Below are 15,833 nucleotides of genomic sequence, written 5' to 3' on the forward strand. Positions count from 1 at the left end.
GAAGGACACATCATGGATTTTTCCGGCTTTCCCGGCCTGGCCGGCAAGACCGCCATCGTCACCGGCAGCACGCAGGGCCTGGGCGCGGACATCGCGCGCGGGCTGGCGGCGGCCGGCGCCAACGTGGTGCTGGTGGGGCGCAACGCGCAGGCGGGGCAGGCGTTGGCCGCCGCCCTGGGCGACCGCGCGTTGTTCCACGAGACCGACATCGGCCAGGACGACCAGATCCGCCACTGCCTGAATGCCGCGCTGGCGCGCTTCGGCCGCGTCGACATCCTGGTGAACAACGCCTGCCAGTACAACGATCGCGGGCTGGCCTCCAGCCGCGAGGAATGGCACGCCACGCTCGACACCAACCTGGTGTCGGCCGCCATCTTCACGCAGATGGCGGCGCCGCTGCTGCCGCGCGGCGGCGTGGTGGTCAACCTGGGCAGCACCGGCGGCAAGTTCGGCGCGGCCGGGCGCGCGCTGTATCCGGCCTCCAAGGCGGCCTTGCTGCAGATCACCAAGAACTTCGCCGTGGAACTGGCGCCGGCCGGCATCCGCGTGCTGGCGGTGTCGCCGGCCTGGACCTGGTCTCCGTCGGTCGAACAACTGGCCGGCGGCTCGCGCGAAGCCGCCGACGCGGTCGGCGCGCACTTCCATCCGCTGGGCCGGGTCGGCTCGGGCGAGGAGATCGCGGCGGCGGTGTGTTTCGCCTGCTCCGACGCGGCCTCGTGGATGACGGGCGTGGATATCCCGGTGGACGGCGGTTTCTCGATCCTGGGGCCGGACCGCGGCATTTCGCCGCGCGCCTGGTTCAAGCAGTTGGCGCCCTGAGGCGGGCTGCCGGCCGGAGGGACGCGGGATCGGACCGCGCGGGCATGGCCGGCATCGCGCCGCGATCCCGGCGCGGGCCGGGGGGCGCCGGGGCGTGATGCCGGGGGCCGGCCAGGCCGCGGGGCGCGCGTCAGCGGATGACGATCTCGCCTTCTTCCAGGGCGGCCTTGCCTCCCACCTGGTCTTCCAGGAATTCCTGCATGCGGTTGCCCACCTGGATCTTGGTGCCGCCGCAAAAGCGCCGCGCGGCGATGATGGTGGCCGTATGCAGCGGCTGCAGGTCGCGGATCAGCTGGGCTTCTTCCTCGTCCAGTTCGATCAGGTCGCGGCCCAGCTTGGTGTGGGTGTTGCGGGCGCGCTCGACCACGTCGCCGGCGGCGCGCCCGGGGTTGGCGTGCAGGAACAGCAGCAGCTGTTCGAGCTTGGCCTTTTCCTCGTTCATCTTCAGGCGCTTGCGCGTCAGCGCCGAACGCTTGATGTCGGCATGCGGATCCAGGCCGGCCTGCACCAGCGTGGGCACGCCCGCCGGCGAACCGATGGTGCCGGCGCGCACCGATTGCAGGGCGCGGGTCTGGCCGCCGGTGATGGCGGTCTGCTGGGTATTGGGCGGGCCGACGTTGACGCTGCCGCCGGCGGCGATGCTGCTCTGGCGGATCTCGCGTTCCACTTCCACGTTCTGGCCGGCGCTGATGATGGCGTTGGTGATGAAGCGGGCCCGCACTTCGCCGCCACAGACGATGTGGGCAGTGCGCGCGGCGGTGTTGGCGGCTCCGCCACCGGCGCCGTCCGCCACGGCCTCGGCCATGCCGATGATGCCGCCTTTGACCGTGACGTTGCCGCCGGCCTCGACCAGCGCGGCCTCCATGGTGCCGTTGACGACCACGTCGCCGGTCACCCGCACTTCCATGGTGGCGCTGATGTCGCCGCGCACCTGCAGCGAACCCTGGAAGTTGATGTTGCCGGTGGACAGGTCGACCGCGTCGACCTCGACCACCGGATTGACCTGCGCGCCCTGGTGGATCAGCTTGGGCGAGCCGGCGATGGCGGCGCGCAGCAGGTTGGGGTCTTCCGGATCGATCTCGACGCCGGACATCTCGGCATTGAACGGCGTGTCGGGCAGTTCATCCGGCAGCACCGGCTGGCCCAGCACGTTGCAGCCGTCGATGCCGGGCAGCGGCGGAATGCGGCGCATCAGCGGCATGCCCGGGGTCACCAGCAACAGGCTGCCGAGGTCGCGGTAGTCGATCTGGGCCAGTTCGTCGATTTCCTGCGCGCGCGGCTTCAGGCGGTCCAGCAGGCTCTCGAAGCGGGTCGGGGTGCCGCGCGTGGGCGGCGTGCCTTGCGCGATCAGCACGGTCTGCGCGCCGCCGCGCTCGACGGCTTCGGCCAGTTCCTTTTCCAGCACGCCGTGGACGATGCCCTGGTCGGCGATGGCCTGGCGCAGCACGGCCAGGGCCACCGGCTTGCCGCCCTTGGGCGGATGCAGCGTGACCAGGGCGGACATGCAGGTCGCGTCCACTTCCAGGTCGAACGAACCGTCGATCAGCTTGCCCACCGGCACCTGGACCGGTTCGGCGGCGTGGCGGCACAGGTCGATGAAGGCGATGACGGCGTGGTTGTCCAGCGCCTCCGTCGACCAGCCCTGGGCAGTGGCCAGGGCGGCCAGGGTATCCCAGCTGGGCAGGGTGGCGGCCAGCGGAGCGGCGATGACGGTGTCCGAGGCTTCGGCCGATTCGCCTTCGGACGGCGCGGCCGGGGGCGCGTTGGCGCCCTCCGGGGCGGATGGCGGCGTGTAGATCGCCGTCAGGACGTTGGTAGTGGCATCCAGCACCAGCTGGAGCGTGTTGTCTGCGCCCATCTCCGCCTCCCGCCCGGCGGTCTGCGCCGGGTTCCATTCATTTAGTAATTAAACGAAATATTGCGACATGTTAACCCATGAATCCGGGGCTACTGCGCAGTAGAAGGGGGCTGGAGGGCATAAAAAGATGTAGGTCCGGCCCTTATTTCAGACGGATTGCCGCCCGAGTCGCTGGGGGGGCGGGGCGCGCTCGAACCGCAACGCCAGCGCGTCCTAGTCCATAGGCAGGAGCGACAAAGCGCGCGCAGCGGCTCAGCATAGGCGTTCGATCCCGCGTCCCCGGACGCCGCCGGAGCCTCGATGCCATGTCATCCCCCTTTTCCTTCCCGTCGGCCAGGCCGCGCCGCTGTCGTGGGCGCGTGGCCGGCCTGGTGATCGCGGCCCTGGTGGCCGGGGTGGCGGCGCTGGCGCCCGCCGGCGGCGCCAGCGCCGCAGAAATTTATCGTTACAAAGATCCGTTCGGCGTCTGGCGCGCCATGAAGGTGCCCAATGGCTATGCCAAGTATTACAAGCGCGCCCAGGTCCGCACCGCGCCGCGCGGCTCCCGCCTCAAAGTCTGCCTGGACTGCGAACCGCGTGCGGGTGACGGCGCGAGCCTGCTGACCCTGGGCGATCGCGCCGCCCGTTGGCGGGCGGCGCCGCCGTCCACCGCGCATGACGAATTGATCGCGCAGGCAGCCAGGGATTCAGGCGTGGACCGGGCTTTGCTGACCGCCGTCATCGCGGTGGAATCCGGGTTCCGCAGCGATGCGCGCTCGCCCAAGGGGGCGCTGGGCCTGATGCAACTGATGCCGGCGACGGCGGCGACCCTGCTGGTGTCGGACGACATCGAGCGGGCGCTGGTGGATCCGGCCACCAACGTGAAGGCGGGTTCAAGCCTGCTGCGGCGCCTGATCGACCAGTATCCCAACCGCCTGGACCTGGCGCTGGCGGCCTACAACGCGGGCGAGGGCGCGGTGCGCAAGTACGACGCGGTGCCGCCCTATGCCGAGACCCAGCAGTACGTGCGCAACGTCACGGCGCTGTACCAGCAATACAAGACACCCTAGGGCTGGATACAAAAACGCCCCGCAAGCCCTTCCAGGGCCGCCAGGGCGTGTTGCAGCGCGTTCGGCAGGCCGGGACCCGCCGGCGCGCTTCGCGCCGCGCTCAGACCGTCGCGAAGACCTTCTCGGCGATATCCAGGGTGGCCTGGATGACGGCGTCGTCGTGGGTGGCCGAGACGAAGCCGGCCTCGAACGCCGACGGCGCGAAATGCACGCCGTGGTCCAGCATGGCGTGGAAAAAGCGGTTGAAGCGCGCCGTATCGCAGGCCGAGACCTCGGCGAACGTGGCCGGCACCTTGTCGCTGAAGTAGATGCCGAACATGCCGCCGACCGAATCGGCCGAAAAAGCCAGGCCGGCGGCGCGGGCGCGTTCCTGCAGTCCCTGGGCCAGCTTGGCGGTCTGCGCCGCCAGCTTGTCGTAGAAGCCGGGCGCGGCGATCAGGCGCAGCGTGGCCAGGCCGGCGGCCACGGCCACCGGGTTGCCCGACAGCGTGCCCGCCTGGTAGACGCCGCCCAGCGGCGCGATGTGTTTCATGATCTCGGCGCTGCCGCCGAAGGCGCCCACCGGCATGCCGCCGCCGATCACCTTGGCCAGCGTGGTCAGGTCGGGCTTGACGCCCGACAGGCCCTGCACGCCCTGCGGGCCGACGCGGAAACCGGTCATGACTTCGTCGAAGATCAGCAGCGCGCCGTGCTGCGTGCAGACCTCGCGCAGCCCTTCCAGGAAGCCGGCGGCCGGCTTGATCAGGTTCATGTTGCCGGCGATCGGCTCGACGATGATGCAGGCGATGTCGGCGCCGTGCTGGGCGAAGGCCTCGCGCACCGCTTCGAGGTTGTTGTATTCCAGGGTCAGCGTGTGCGAGACGAACTCGGGCGGCACGCCCGCCGAGCTGGGGTTGCCGAAGGTCAGCAGGCCCGAGCCGGCCTTGACCAGCAGGCTGTCGGAGTGGCCGTGGTAGCAGCCTTCGAATTTGACGATCTTGTTGCGGCCGGTGGCGCCGCGCGCCAGGCGGATGGCCGTCATGGTGGCCTCGGTGCCGGAGCTGACCAGGCGCACCTGTTCCAGCGACGGCAGGCGCGCGATCAGCACCTCGGCCAGCTCGATCTCGGCCTCGGTGGGGGCGCCGAACGACAGGCCATTGACGGCCGCTTCCTGCACCGCGCGCACCACGTCCGGATGCGAATGGCCCAGGATGGCCGGGCCCCACGAGCCGACGTAGTCGATGTACTGCTTGTCTTCCGCGTCCCACACGTACGGGCCTTGCGCGCGCTTGATGAAGCGCGGCGTGCCGCCCACGGAGCGGAAGGCGCGCACGGGCGAGTTGACGCCGCCGGGGATGCTGCGGCTGGCGCGTTCGAAAAGCTGAGCGTTACGGGACATGGCGATCAAGGCTTCAGGTTGCGGTTGATGGAGTAGGGCGCGGCGCAGGCCGCGGCGGCGGCGCGGATGGCGGGCGCCTCGAACAGGCCGGTGATGACGGCGATCGAGTCGGCGCCGGCCGCGGCCACCTGCGCCGCGTTCTCGGGCGTGATGCCGCCGATGGCGACCACCGCGGGGCGCGGCGCGTCGCGTTCCTCGACCAGCGCGCGGGCCTCGGTCAGGACCGACAGCGGCGCGCGCACGGTGTCCGGCTTGACGCGCGAGGCGAACATGGCGCCGAAGGCGATGTAGTCGGCGCCGGCGTCCAGCAGTTCGCGGGCGCGGGCCAGGTCATCGTAGCTGGAGCCGCCCAGGATCAGGTCGGGGCCGGCTTCGGCGCGGATGCGGGCCAGGCTGTCGTCGTCGCGGCCAACGTGGGCGCCGTCGGCGCCGACCTCGAGCGCCAGGCGCCAGTCGTCATTGATGAGGAACACCACGCCCAGTTCGCGGCACAGCGGCGCCAGGGCGCGCGCCTGCTCGGCGCGCACCGTGTCGGGCACGTCCTTGCGGCGCAGCTGCAGCGCGCGCATGCCGCCCTCGGCGGCCTGGCGCACCGCGCGCATCAGGCGCTCGGTGTCGTCCCATTCGGGGGTGACGCCGTACAGGCCGGCGGGAAAACGCAGGGCTTTCATTGCGGTTGGATCCGGTTGGGAATGCGCCGGCCCATGCCCGGCAGGAAGCTGGCGGCGACCGCCGCGTCGGCGTGGGCCAGGCCCTGGCGCACCGCCTCGGGCATTTCCAGGCCGCGCGCCAGCAGGGCGGTGATGGCGGTGGCCGCCAGGCCGCCGGCATCGCCGTTGCGGTCCGGGGGCGCCTGCCACGGCAGGGTGGTGGTCTGGCCGTTGGGGCCGAGCAGCACGTTGGCATGGTGGCCGGGCCGCTGCGGGCTGCCCAGCACCAGCACCCATTCGGCGCCGGCCGCCACCAGGGCGTGCATCGGCGACGGTGCGTCCCCGATATCGATGTCGCCGTCGGCATGCCATTGCGCCAGGCGCAGGTGTTCGACGATCAGCAGGTCGGTCTGCGGCAGCACCAGCTCAAGAACGGCCGCCAGCAGATCGTCGGCCTCGTCCTCGTCGGCGGCGTCGGCCGGCACCTGGGCGCGCTGGCCCAGGTGCAGCACCAGCGGCACCTGGCTGTAATCGGCCGCTACCTGGGCGGCCACGCTTGCCGTTTCGGCGGTGTATAGTCCGCCCACCTTGATCGCCTGTACCGACATGTCTTCGAGCAGGCAGCGGGCCTGGTCGTCGAGCAGGTCGGGCGACACGGGATGGATTTCTTCGATGCCGGCGGTATCCTGCACGGTCAGCGCCGTGACGGCCGCCAAGCCATGACAGCCCAGGCGGGCGCAGGTGACGGCATCCGCGGGCAAGCCGTCGGCGCCCGAAGGATCGAGCGGGCCGAAGACCAAAACGAGAGGGGGAGTAACGGGGGCCACGTGGACAGCGCTAGAGTAAGGGTGCCCGGACTCAATTGCGAAGAATCAGGGGAACCCCTATTGGGTTTCGGTAAGATTGTCCCCATTCTAATGGATGCCTCCCGCCTTTGCCCCGTAGGGGGGACGACGGCAGGGATTTGATGTAAGAGAGAACTATGCGTACTTGGATGTGTCTGATTTGTGGCTGGGTCTACGACGAAGAGGCAGGCCTGCCCGACGAAGGCATCGCGCCCGGCACCCGCTGGGAAGACGTGCCGCCGAACTGGGTCTGTCCTGAATGCGGCGCCCGCAAAGAGGACTTCGAACTGATGGAAATCTGATCCGCAGCGCCGACGTATTCCGCCAAGGCTTGCAACGAGGGGAGGCCATGTCCACCCCGCGCTCCCGACGGGCCACGCCAGTGCGGCGGGCCCCCGGTTCTATCAGACTACCCACAGAGGGGTTGCCATGACGGAAAAACACCACGAAGAAACCACCACGCAGGCCGCCAACTTCGCCAACCAGTTCCTGATCGCCATGCCCGGCATGGTCGAGGGCAGCCTGGCCGGCTCGGTCATCTATATCTGCGAACACTCCGAACGCGGCGCGTTGGGCCTGGTCATCAACCGGCCCACGGACCTGACGCTCGGCACGCTGTTCGAGCGCATCGACCTGGCGCTGGAAATCGGCCCGGTCAAGGACACGCTGGTGTTCTTCGGCGGCCCGGTGCAGACCGACCGCGGCTTCGTGCTGCACGCGCCGGCCGGCGACTACAGCTCCAGCATCAAGCTGGGCGCCATGGCCCTGACCACCTCGCGCGACGTGCTGCAGGCCGTGGCCGACGGCAACGGCCCGGCCCGCATGCTGGTCACGCTGGGCTACGCCGGCTGGGGCGCCGGCCAGCTCGAAAGCGAGATGGGCCAGAACGCCTGGCTGTCGGTCGGCGCCGACGACCACATCATCTTCGACGTGCCGCCCGAGGATCGCTACCCCGCCGCGCTCAAGCTGCTGGGCATCGATCCCGTGATGCTGGCCGGCGACGCGGGCCATGCCTGAAGAAACCCTGCTGGCGTTCGACTTCGGCGAGAAGAAGATCGGCGTGGCCATCGGCAATACGCTGACGCGCCACGCGCGGCCGCTGGAAATCATCTTCAGCGAAGTGCGTGATGTGCGTTTCGCGCGCATCGAGGCGCTGCTGCGGGAATGGCAACCGCATCGCGTGGTGGTCGGCCTGGCGCTCGATGCCGATGGCGGCGAGCAGCCCGCCACCGCGCGCTGCCGCCGCTTCGCCAATCAGCTGCACGGCCGCTTCGGCGTCGCGGTGGAACTGGTCGACGAGCGCGGCTCCAGCATGGAGGCGCAACGCCTGCTTGGCACGCACGCGGCCGACGACGCCATGGCCGCGGCCGTCATCCTGCAACGCTACCTGGACAAGCCGCCGGCGCCTTGACGCCGGCGCCGGCCCGCCCATGCTCAATCCGCAACTCGACCGCCGTGGCGAACTGATTCATCTGCTGACCACGGAAGGGTTGCCGCGCCGCCATGTCGAGCGGCTGCTCGACATGGCGGCGCGTTTTGCCGATGGCTCGCAGCCCGCCGCGCCCGCCGCCGACTTGCCATTGTTCTTGAGCCTGCCGGCCGGCGACATCGACCTGCGCCAGGGTTTCGAGGCCGCCGCCGGCCAGTTGGGCCTGCGGCCGGTGCCGCTCGCGGGCAGCGCGGGCGTCGATGCGGGCGTGGATCGAGGCCATGGCGTGGGCGCCGGGGACCCGCCCTCGACGCATGCTCCCGCCACGCCGTCGCCCGCCGCCGTTGCCGCCGGCCTGCCGGCCGGCATCCTGGTGCTGCGGCATCCCGCCAGCGGCGCGGCAGTCTGTGCCGCCGGCGCCCAGGCGCCGGGCCTGCGCATCATCAACGCTGGCGACGGCGCCCATGCCGACCCGCTGCCGGCCCTTGCCCGGGTGCAGGTAATGCTGCGCGCCAAGCGCGACCTGACCAACCTGGCCGTGGCGCTGGTGGGCGACATTCGCCATAGCGCCGTGGCTCGCAGCCTGATCCATGCCATGACCACGCTGGGCGTGCCGGAAGTGCGCGCCACCGCGCCGCGCACCCTGCTGCCCGATGGCCTGCCGCAACTGGGCGTACGGGCCTGCGGCACGCTGCGCGAATGCCTGGCCGACGCCGATGTCGTGATCGTGCTGCCGCTGCGCGCCGAACGCATGAGCGGCGCGCTGCTGCCGTCGGCCCGGGACTACACGGCCGCCTGCGGACTGACGCCGGCCCGCCTGGCCGGGGCGAAAGCGGACGTCCTGCTGTTGCCCGCCGGCGGCTTGACGCCCGGCATCGAGATCGACGGCGACATCGGCGCCGGCCTGCCCGACACCGAGGCCAGCCTGGCGCGATCCGAACGCGATCTGCGCCTGGCCGCCCTGAGCGTGCTGGCAGGAGGCGCCGCATGAGGCTGCACATCGCCAACGGCCGCCTGATCGATCCGGCCCACGGCCGCGACGGCCAGCAAGACCTGTTCATTGCCCACGGCCGCGTGGTCGCGAGCGGCCAGGCGCCGGACGGCTTCCAGGCCGACCAGCGGATCGACGCGGCTGGCCTGGCCGTGTTGCCCGGCCTGGTGGACCTGTCGGCGCGCCTGCTGCGCCAGGACGCCGGCGCGCCGGCGGACTCGCGCCTGTCCAGCGCCGAGTTGCGCGCCGCCCTGGCTGGTGGCGTAACCACACTGGCCATGCCTCCGGATGCCGACGCGCCGCTAGACGAGCCGGCCAAGATCGAGGCGCTGCTGCGCGAAGCGCCGTCCGGCCACGGCCGGGTGCTGCCGATCGGCGCGTTGACAGTCGGCCTGCGCGGCGAAACCCTGGCGGAAATGGGCCTCCTGGCGCAGGCGGGCTGCCTGGCGTTCTCGCCGGGCGAGTGCGGCATCGCCGATACGCGGGTGCTGTGGGGCGCCATGCGCTACGCCGCGGGGCTGGGCCTGGCATTGTGGCTGCGGCCGCAGGACCCATGGCTGGCGCAGGGCGCCGTGGTCGCCGCCGGCGCCTACGCCGACCGTCTCGGCCTGCCGGGCCTGCCGCCGCAGGCCGAGGTGCTGGCCCTGCAAACGATTTTCGAGCTGCAACGCGCCACGGGCGCGCGTGTGCATCTGTCGCGCCTGTCGACCGCCGGCGGCCTGGAACTGTTGCGCGCCGCGCGCCGCGAAGGACTGCCGGTCAGCGCGGACGTTTCGGCCAACAGCCTGCACCTGACCGATGTGGACATCGGTTATTTCAATACCGATTTCCACCTGCGCCCGCCGCTGCGCGGCCAGCGCGACCGCGATGCGATCCAGGCGGCGTTGCGCGAGGGGCTGGTGGAGGCGCTGTGCTCGGATCACGCGCTGGTGGACGATGCGGGCAAGGCCCTGCCGTTTCCCTATTCGCAACCCGGCGCCACGGGCCTGGAATTGCTGCTGTCGCTGGCGCTGAAATGGGCCCGCGACTGCCGCCTGCCGCTGACGCAGGCGCTGGCCCGGGTGACCGCGGGGCCGGCGGCGGTGCTGCGTGGCCTGTCGCCGGGCTTGTCCGGCCTGGGCGAGCTGGGCGTGGGCGCGCCCGCGGATCTGTGCCTGGTGGACCTGGAGGCCGAATGGCTGGTGGCGCCCGGCGCCCTGCAAAGCCACAGCCGCCATACGCCGTTCGCGGGTATGATGCTGCCCGGCCGTGTCCGCGCCACCCTGGTGGGTGGCAACCCGGCCTGGGAGACCCCTGCTTGAAGCTGCTGCGCTTTGTCCTTCGCCTGATGCTGGTGGTGCCGTTGATCGTCTTCGGCCTGCTGTGCGTGGGCCTGGTGTATCCGCTGCTGCGCCCGAAGTCGCGGGCCTGGCTCAATCGAACCTGGTCGCGCTGCCTGATGGCGGCCTGTGGCCTGCGGGTCGTCTTCAAGGGCGAGCCGCGCATGACGGGTCCAGTACTGCTGGTGGCGAACCACGTTTCCTGGATCGACATCTTCGTGCTGAATTCGGCGCGGGCAACGTCGTTCGTGGCCAAGAGCGAGATCCGCAGCTGGCCGGTGATCGGCTGGCTGGTGGCGGGCGCGGGCACGCTGTTCATCGAACGCGGCCAACGCCACGCGGTGCACGCGATGGGCGAGTCGATGCAGGCGCGCTTCAAGCTGGGCGACGCGGTGGGCCTGTTCCCGGAAGGCACGACCAGCGAGGGTTTCACGCTGCGCCCGTTCCACGCCAGCCTGTTCGAACCGGCCCGCGCGGCGGCGGTCGAGATCCAGCCGGTGGCGCTGCGCTTCCTGCAACACGGCGAACGCAGCGGTTTCGCGGCGTTCGTGGGGGAGGAAACGCTGGTGGCGAATCTGTGGCGGGTGATGGGGACGACGGGGCTGTCGGTGGAGGTGGTGTTCTTGCCGGTATTGGCGGCGAAGCATGCCGATGGGACGTTGCCGACGCGGTTGGAACTGTCGCATCAGGCTCGGGATGCGATTCAGGCGGTGCTTTGAGGTTTTTGTTGCTGCGGGCTTGGGGGGGTGACTCTTGCTTGTGGCGGGTTGTGTGTTTTTCTTGGCGTCGGCGTTGTGCTTCGTAGGTCGCCCCTCGGGCGGGCGGACCCGGTGGCGGGCGCCCACGATTGCGGTCCGGAGCGTTCGCTCCGGACTTCCCCTTCGTCATCCTCGTTGCCGCCTGGCGGCGGCTGCCTTCGGATTCCCTCGGGCGCATCGAGGTTGCCCGCCACCGGGTCCGCCCGCCCGAGGGGCTACGTGTGTCTAGGCTTGTCGCGCTGCTAGACCTGTGTGCGGGGAATGGAATCTGCGGGGCTGCCAGTTGCGGCCGCGCGGGCGGCCACAACTGGCGTCTGTTCATTTGAACGTGTTGCGGGTGCGCTGCGCGCTGGCGGCGAGCGGTTTTCTAATGATTCCGCACGTCAGAGGGAGGGGCGGTGGTGGTCGGCGCGGCATCAGACATGTTGCGCGGGACGACCTCTCGCGCCGACCACAAACAGGCGTGGTGCCAGCAGACTTTCAATAGCAAACATTCCGCCGCGCCCACACGCGAGAGCGTCACCAGCCCGACGCAAGACGCCGCGTAAGCCGCAAAAGGCCGCCCGCGCGGCCGGCTTGCGGCGGGCCCCGCAAGACCCTCCTCTCCAGCCCCGATGTGCGCCAAAACGCCAAGCACACAGACCGCCCCAACGCCCGAGGCTAAGTCTCATCGCGAGCGCGTGGCGGGGTCGGTGGGGGATGGCGGGGCGTGTAGATGCGCCCGGCGGAAACCGTAGGGAGCCGAAGGCGGACGAGGTTGAGCCCGGGGCAGTCCGGAGCGAACGCTCCGGACCGCAATCGTAGCCCCGCCATCCCCCACCGACCCCGCCACGCGCGCCTCAAGAACCCAACCCCGCGACACAAAAAACCCCCGCCTCAATGCCGCCCATTAGAAGAAAAATCACAACAACTACGCGCCACCTCCGCCACACTCTCACAAAACGCGTCATCAGCCCCCTTCCGGTACATCGCGCAGTACACCGATTGCGGCGCCGCGGTGCTGGTCCGCGCTATCACCAGTTGCCTGGCGCTCACCATCTCCGCGAAATAATCCCGCGGCAGGCAGCTCACCCCGAAGCCGGCCGCGGTCAGGCCCGCCATGGCGATCAGGCTGTTGATGGTGAACATGTTGCTGGCCGGCGTATGGGGCTTGAGCCAGCCGTCGTAGATCATGTTCAGGCCCGACTCGCGGCTTTGCCGCAACAGCGGCAGGGCGGCGATGTCGGCGGGGGTGTAGACCCGGCTCGGGTCGATCATGTCGGGGCTGCCCATCCAGGCGAACTCCAGCCGCTGCAGCGCCACGACCTCCAGCCCGGGCTCGGCGAATTCGCCGTGCAGGAATGCCATGTCCAATTGCCCGGCCTGCAATCGCTTCTGCAGGTCCGCGCCCAGGTCGATATGCGGCTCCAGCGTGATGCGCGGATAGTGCGCGCGCAGCAGGCGGATCAGGGCCGGCAGCCAGGTCATCGCGGTGATCTCGGTGATGCCGAAGCGGAACGTGCCGGTCAGCGTGTGCTGGCCCTTCAGGCGCACCAGCAGCCGGTCGCGGTGGCCCAGCATTTCCTCGGCCAGCGCATAGACCTCGTGGCCGCGCGCGGTCAGTTCGGCGCGGTGCCCGGAGCGGTCGAACAGGGCCACGTCGAAGTCCGCCTCCAGCTCCTGGATGCGCTTGGTGATGGCCGACTGGGTGGTGTGCAGCTTCTGCGCCGACGCCGAGAACGTGCCCAGGCGCACGGTCCAGTAGAGCGCCTCGATCTGTTTGAAGGTCAGCATGCGGGGTTCCGCGAGACAGTCTGATTCATTCCGAAATTTCCGATAAGGGCTAACCCCTATATTCCTAAAAGGGATGAAGTTCGTGGAAATTTAATCCCTTTTTCGGATTGCCGAAAGCGCCGACCATTCGGTCTGACTCATTCGATTCAGGACTACGCAGACCGCCATGGCCACCCTCATCACCGGCACGCGCATATTGCCGGCCGCTCCCGTTGCCCCCGACTCCATCCTGCAGGCGCTGGCCGGCATCGTCACGCCGCATCTCAGCGACAACCTGGCGCGCCGCGAAGGCATCGCCGGGCTGCATCGCTACAACCGCGCCGGCAAGCTGGCCGGCACCGCCCTCACCGTCAAGACCCGGCCGGGCGATAACCTGATGATCTACAAGGCCATGATGCAGGTGCAGCCCGGCCACGTGCTGGTGGTGGACGCCGGCGGCGACCTGTCCAACGCCGTGCTGGGCGAGATCATGAAACGCTACCTGCAGGCGCACGGCTGCGCCGGCGTGGTGGTGGACGGCGCCATTCGCGATGTCGGTGCGTTCGAGGCCGACGCGTTTCCCTGCTATGCGCGCGGCCACATCCACCGCGGCCCCTACAAGGACGGCCCGGGCGAGGTCAACGTGCCCGTGTCCATCGGCGGCCAGGTGATCCACCCCGGCGACATCGTCGTGGGCGACGAGGACGGCCTGGTGAGTTTCGCGGCCGACGAGGCGCCTGCGCTGATCGCGGCGGCGCGCGCGCATGCCGACAAGGAGGCGCGCATCATGGCCGAGATCGACGCCGGCGCGCGTACGCAAAGCTGGATGCAGGCTGCCTTCGCCGCCAAGGGGCTGGCATGAACGGCGCCGATACGGAGTTCCTGGCGGCGCGCGCCCGCGCCATCAAGCCTTCGCCCAGCATGGCGGCCAAGACCCGGGTGGACCAATTGCGGGCGCAGGGGCGCGACATCATCGACTTCACCGTGGGCGAGCCCGACCTGCCGACACCGCCGCACATCGTGCAGGCCGGCATCGACGCGCTGAACAGCGGCGACATCCGCTACACCGCGTCGGCCGGCTCGCGGCCGCTGCTGGAAGCGGCACGCGCCAAGTTCCAGCGCGAGAACGGGCTGGATTACGCGCTTGACGAACTGATCGTCGGCGTGGGCGCCAAGCAACTGCTCTATACCGCGCTGGCCGCCACCGTGCAGGCCGGCGACGAGGTCATCATTCCCGCGCCGTACTGGGTCTCGTATCCCGACATGGTGTTGGTCAATGACGGCACGCCGGTGGTGGTGGCGTGCCCGGAGGCCGACGGCTTCAAACTCACGCCCGAGGCGCTGGAACGCGCCATCACGCCGCGCACCAAGTGGCTGCTGTTGAATACGCCATCCAATCCGACCGGCGCGATGTACAGCGCGGCGGAACTGCGCGCGCTGGCCGACGTGCTGGCGCGCCATCCCCAGGTCTGGCTGATGACCGACGAGATCTACGAGCATCTGGCCTATGGCGACGCGCGCCATGCGTCGCCGGCCGCCGTCGCGCCGGAATTGGCCGGGCGCACGCTGACCATCAATGGGGTCTCCAAGGCCTACGCGATGACCGGCTGGCGCCTGGGCTATGCCGGCGGCCCCAAGACGCTGGTCAAGGCCATGGCCACGCTGATCTCGCAGAGCACCAGCTGCGTCAGCGCCATCAGCCAGGCCGCCGCGCGCGTGGCATTGAGCGCCGACCAGGCCTGCGTCGGCGAGGCAGCCGCCGTGTTCCACGCGCGCCGCGACCGCATCGTGACGCTGCTGGACGCGGTGCCGGGCATCCGCTGTCCGCGGCCGCAGGGCGCGTTCTACGTCTACCCCAACGTCGAGGGCCTGTTGGGACGACGCACGCCGGCCGGCGCGTTGATGCGCACCGACCTGGACGTGGTCATGTTCCTGCTGGACGAGGCCGGCGTCGCGGTGCTGGACGGCACGGCCTACGGCCTGTCGCCCTACCTGCGCCTGAGCTTCGCCACTTCGATGGACAACATCGAGGAAGGCTGTCGCCGCATCGCCCAGGCCTGCGGCCGGCTGACCTGAATCCGACGGCCCCGCGCAGGGGCCGCCATTGTTGGCAGTACCCATACCTATATTTCAAGGGAATCGACATGAAGCACTGGATCATCACCTGCGCGGCCGCCATCGGCCTGGCCGCCACCCTGGCGCCCGCGGCCCACGCGGACACGCTGCAGGACATCAAGGCGCGCGGCAAATTCATCTGCGGCACCATGGGCACGGCCGAACCATTCAGCTTCCAGGACCTCAAGACCCGCGCCATCGTCGGCTACGAGGTCGACATGTGCCAGGCGGTGGCCGACAGCCTGGGCGTGCCGCTGGAACTCAAGCTGATCGCGGTCGAGGCCCGCATTCCCGAACTGATCGCCGGCCGCGTCGACGTGGTCGCGGCCAACCTGGGCTGGAGCCCCGAGCGGGCGCAGCAGATCGACTATTCGCACCAGCATTTCGTGAGCCTGCAGAAGGTGCTGGCGCGTGAATCGGACAAGGACCTGAAGGCGCCCGCCGACCTGGCCGGCAAGCGCGTCAGCGCGGTGCGCGGCTCGTCGTCGGAACAAGGCGCGCGCAAGTTCATCCCCAACGTCGAGCCGGTGACCTTCAAGGACCCCAGCGGCGCCTTCCTGGCGTTGCAGCAGGGCAAGGTCAGCGGCTTTGTCGGCTCCGAGCTGATGCTGGTCAAGCTCAAGCAGCAGGCCGCGAGCAGCGCAGTGCCGGCCAAGATCCTCGAACCCGCGCTGTTCGTGGAGCCGTGGGGCATGGGCGTGCGCCGCGGCGATACCGCGATGCTGAACCAGGTGAACAAGGTGCTGGACGGCCTGGAAGCCTCGGGCAAGGCGACGCAGATCTTCGACAAGTGGTTCGGCGCCGGCACCCCGTTCAACATGAAGCGCGACTTCCGCATCGAAGCGATCAAGGGTTGACGCGCCGCGCGCG

At 69.9% G+C, this 15,833-nt stretch carries 16 protein-coding genes; 11 read left to right on the forward strand and 5 right to left on the reverse strand.

The genetic code is table 11. From position 1 onward, the window contains the following. Window positions 1–12 precede the first annotated feature (12 nt). The gene (locus AT699_RS02990; protein ID WP_006388569.1) at window positions 13–819 is read left to right on the forward strand and encodes a glucose 1-dehydrogenase; all 807 of its coding nucleotides are present in this window, start codon (window positions 13–15) and stop codon (window positions 817–819) included. A gap of 130 nt (window positions 820–949) precedes the next feature. On the opposite strand, the gene AT699_RS02995 is transcribed toward AT699_RS02990, so the two are convergent. Beyond that, the gene (locus tag AT699_RS02995; protein ID WP_024067662.1) at window positions 950–2,677 is read right to left on the reverse strand and encodes a DUF342 domain-containing protein; all 1,728 of its coding nucleotides are present in this window, start codon (window positions 2,675–2,677) and stop codon (window positions 950–952) included. A 305-nt stretch (window positions 2,678–2,982) separates the two neighbouring features. Between AT699_RS02995 and AT699_RS03000 the strand changes: the two genes are divergently transcribed. Then, complete coding sequence (locus AT699_RS03000; protein WP_024067663.1) at window positions 2,983–3,726, forward strand: lytic transglycosylase domain-containing protein; 744 nt, start codon at window positions 2,983–2,985, stop codon at window positions 3,724–3,726. Between the two features lie 100 nt (window positions 3,727–3,826). On the opposite strand, the gene hemL is transcribed toward AT699_RS03000, so the two are convergent. Genes hemL through AT699_RS03015 form a run of 3 tightly spaced genes read right to left on the reverse strand, consistent with a single transcriptional unit; the run spans window position 3,827 to window position 6,617 of the window. Beyond that, window positions 3,827–5,104, reverse strand: coding sequence for a glutamate-1-semialdehyde 2,1-aminomutase (gene hemL / locus AT699_RS03005; RefSeq protein ID WP_006388572.1), 1,278 nt, complete (start codon window positions 5,102–5,104; stop codon window positions 3,827–3,829). Window positions 5,105–5,109: 5 nt separating this feature from the next. Beyond that, window positions 5,110–5,775 carry a thiamine phosphate synthase gene (thiE, locus tag AT699_RS03010; protein ID WP_024067664.1) on the reverse strand — a complete coding sequence of 222 codons (666 nt, stop codon included), beginning with the start codon at window positions 5,773–5,775 and terminating at the stop codon, window positions 5,110–5,112. Next, window positions 5,772–6,617, reverse strand: a complete 846-nt coding sequence (locus AT699_RS03015) for a bifunctional hydroxymethylpyrimidine kinase/phosphomethylpyrimidine kinase (RefSeq protein WP_349675236.1) — start codon at window positions 6,615–6,617, stop codon at window positions 5,772–5,774. The genes thiE and AT699_RS03015 overlap by 4 nt, the downstream gene beginning before the upstream one ends. Before the next feature lie 119 nt (window positions 6,618–6,736). Here AT699_RS03015 and AT699_RS03020 point away from each other — a divergent pair, with 119 nt between their 5' ends. The 6 genes from AT699_RS03020 (at window position 6,737) to AT699_RS03045 (ending at window position 11,057) form a co-directional block, all read left to right on the forward strand. Beyond that, window positions 6,737–6,901 carry a rubredoxin gene (locus AT699_RS03020; RefSeq protein WP_003814980.1) on the forward strand — a complete coding sequence of 55 codons (165 nt, stop codon included), beginning with the start codon at window positions 6,737–6,739 and terminating at the stop codon, window positions 6,899–6,901. A 127-nt stretch (window positions 6,902–7,028) separates the two neighbouring features. Then, entirely contained in the window at window positions 7,029–7,616 is a 588-nt protein-coding gene (locus AT699_RS03025) for a YqgE/AlgH family protein (protein ID WP_006388575.1), read from the forward strand. Further along, window positions 7,609–8,010, forward strand: coding sequence for a Holliday junction resolvase RuvX (gene ruvX, locus AT699_RS03030; RefSeq protein WP_006388576.1), 402 nt, complete (start codon window positions 7,609–7,611; stop codon window positions 8,008–8,010). Before AT699_RS03025 ends, ruvX begins: the two co-directional genes overlap by 8 nt. A gap of 19 nt (window positions 8,011–8,029) precedes the next feature. Beyond that, complete coding sequence (locus AT699_RS03035) at window positions 8,030–9,019, forward strand: aspartate carbamoyltransferase (protein ID WP_049057315.1); 990 nt, start codon at window positions 8,030–8,032, stop codon at window positions 9,017–9,019. Continuing rightward, window positions 9,016–10,320, forward strand: coding sequence for a dihydroorotase (locus tag AT699_RS03040; RefSeq protein ID WP_024067667.1), 1,305 nt, complete (start codon window positions 9,016–9,018; stop codon window positions 10,318–10,320). The genes AT699_RS03035 and AT699_RS03040 overlap by 4 nt, the downstream gene beginning before the upstream one ends. Further along, a complete protein-coding gene (locus AT699_RS03045) occupies window positions 10,317–11,057 on the forward strand; it encodes a lysophospholipid acyltransferase family protein (RefSeq protein ID WP_006388579.1) in 741 nt (246 codons plus the stop codon). Before AT699_RS03040 ends, AT699_RS03045 begins: the two co-directional genes overlap by 4 nt. 915 nt (window positions 11,058–11,972) lie before the next feature. Here AT699_RS03045 and AT699_RS03050 read toward each other — a convergent pair. Next, entirely contained in the window at window positions 11,973–12,869 is an 897-nt protein-coding gene (locus AT699_RS03050; protein WP_054486213.1) for a LysR family transcriptional regulator, read from the reverse strand. Window positions 12,870–13,035: 166 nt separating this feature from the next. On the opposite strand from AT699_RS03050, the gene AT699_RS03055 reads away from it, so the two are divergent. The 3 genes from AT699_RS03055 (at window position 13,036) to AT699_RS03065 (ending at window position 15,820) form a co-directional block, all read left to right on the forward strand. After that, window positions 13,036–13,710 carry an RraA family protein gene (locus AT699_RS03055; protein ID WP_024067670.1) on the forward strand — a complete coding sequence of 225 codons (675 nt, stop codon included), beginning with the start codon at window positions 13,036–13,038 and terminating at the stop codon, window positions 13,708–13,710. After that, window positions 13,707–14,924, forward strand: coding sequence for an aminotransferase class I/II-fold pyridoxal phosphate-dependent enzyme (locus AT699_RS03060; protein WP_024067671.1), 1,218 nt, complete (start codon window positions 13,707–13,709; stop codon window positions 14,922–14,924). Before AT699_RS03055 ends, AT699_RS03060 begins: the two co-directional genes overlap by 4 nt. Before the next feature lie 68 nt (window positions 14,925–14,992). Further along, on the forward strand, window positions 14,993–15,820 hold the full coding sequence (locus AT699_RS03065; protein ID WP_024067672.1) for an ABC transporter substrate-binding protein: 828 nt from the start codon (window positions 14,993–14,995) through the stop codon (window positions 15,818–15,820). The last annotated feature ends 13 nt before the right edge of the window (window positions 15,821–15,833 follow it).

It is taken from the genome of Achromobacter xylosoxidans, assembly GCF_001457475.1.
Taxonomy (GTDB): Bacteria; Pseudomonadota; Gammaproteobacteria; order Burkholderiales; family Burkholderiaceae_B; genus Achromobacter; species Achromobacter xylosoxidans.

Excerpts from the sequence above, each read along its gene's own strand:
- AT699_RS02990 (WP_006388569.1), top strand. The coding sequence starts at position 13 with ATGGATTTTTCCGGCTTTCCCGGCCTGGCCGGCAAGACCGCCATCGTC.
- AT699_RS02995 (WP_024067662.1), bottom strand. The coding sequence starts at position 2,677 with ATGGGCGCAGACAACACGCTCCAGCTGGTGCTGGATGCCACTACCAAC.
- AT699_RS03000 (WP_024067663.1), top strand. The coding sequence starts at position 2,983 with ATGTCATCCCCCTTTTCCTTCCCGTCGGCCAGGCCGCGCCGCTGTCGT.
- hemL (WP_006388572.1), bottom strand. The coding sequence starts at position 5,104 with ATGTCCCGTAACGCTCAGCTTTTCGAACGCGCCAGCCGCAGCATCCCC.
- thiE (WP_024067664.1), bottom strand. The coding sequence starts at position 5,775 with ATGAAAGCCCTGCGTTTTCCCGCCGGCCTGTACGGCGTCACCCCCGAA.
- AT699_RS03020 (WP_003814980.1), top strand. The coding sequence starts at position 6,737 with ATGCGTACTTGGATGTGTCTGATTTGTGGCTGGGTCTACGACGAAGAG.
- AT699_RS03025 (WP_006388575.1), top strand. The coding sequence starts at position 7,029 with ATGACGGAAAAACACCACGAAGAAACCACCACGCAGGCCGCCAACTTC.
- ruvX (WP_006388576.1), top strand. The coding sequence starts at position 7,609 with ATGCCTGAAGAAACCCTGCTGGCGTTCGACTTCGGCGAGAAGAAGATC.
- AT699_RS03035 (WP_049057315.1), top strand. The coding sequence starts at position 8,030 with ATGCTCAATCCGCAACTCGACCGCCGTGGCGAACTGATTCATCTGCTG.
- AT699_RS03040 (WP_024067667.1), top strand. The coding sequence starts at position 9,016 with ATGAGGCTGCACATCGCCAACGGCCGCCTGATCGATCCGGCCCACGGC.
- AT699_RS03050 (WP_054486213.1), bottom strand. The coding sequence starts at position 12,869 with ATGCTGACCTTCAAACAGATCGAGGCGCTCTACTGGACCGTGCGCCTG.
- AT699_RS03055 (WP_024067670.1), top strand. The coding sequence starts at position 13,036 with ATGGCCACCCTCATCACCGGCACGCGCATATTGCCGGCCGCTCCCGTT.
- AT699_RS03060 (WP_024067671.1), top strand. The coding sequence starts at position 13,707 with ATGAACGGCGCCGATACGGAGTTCCTGGCGGCGCGCGCCCGCGCCATC.
- AT699_RS03065 (WP_024067672.1), top strand. The coding sequence starts at position 14,993 with ATGAAGCACTGGATCATCACCTGCGCGGCCGCCATCGGCCTGGCCGCC.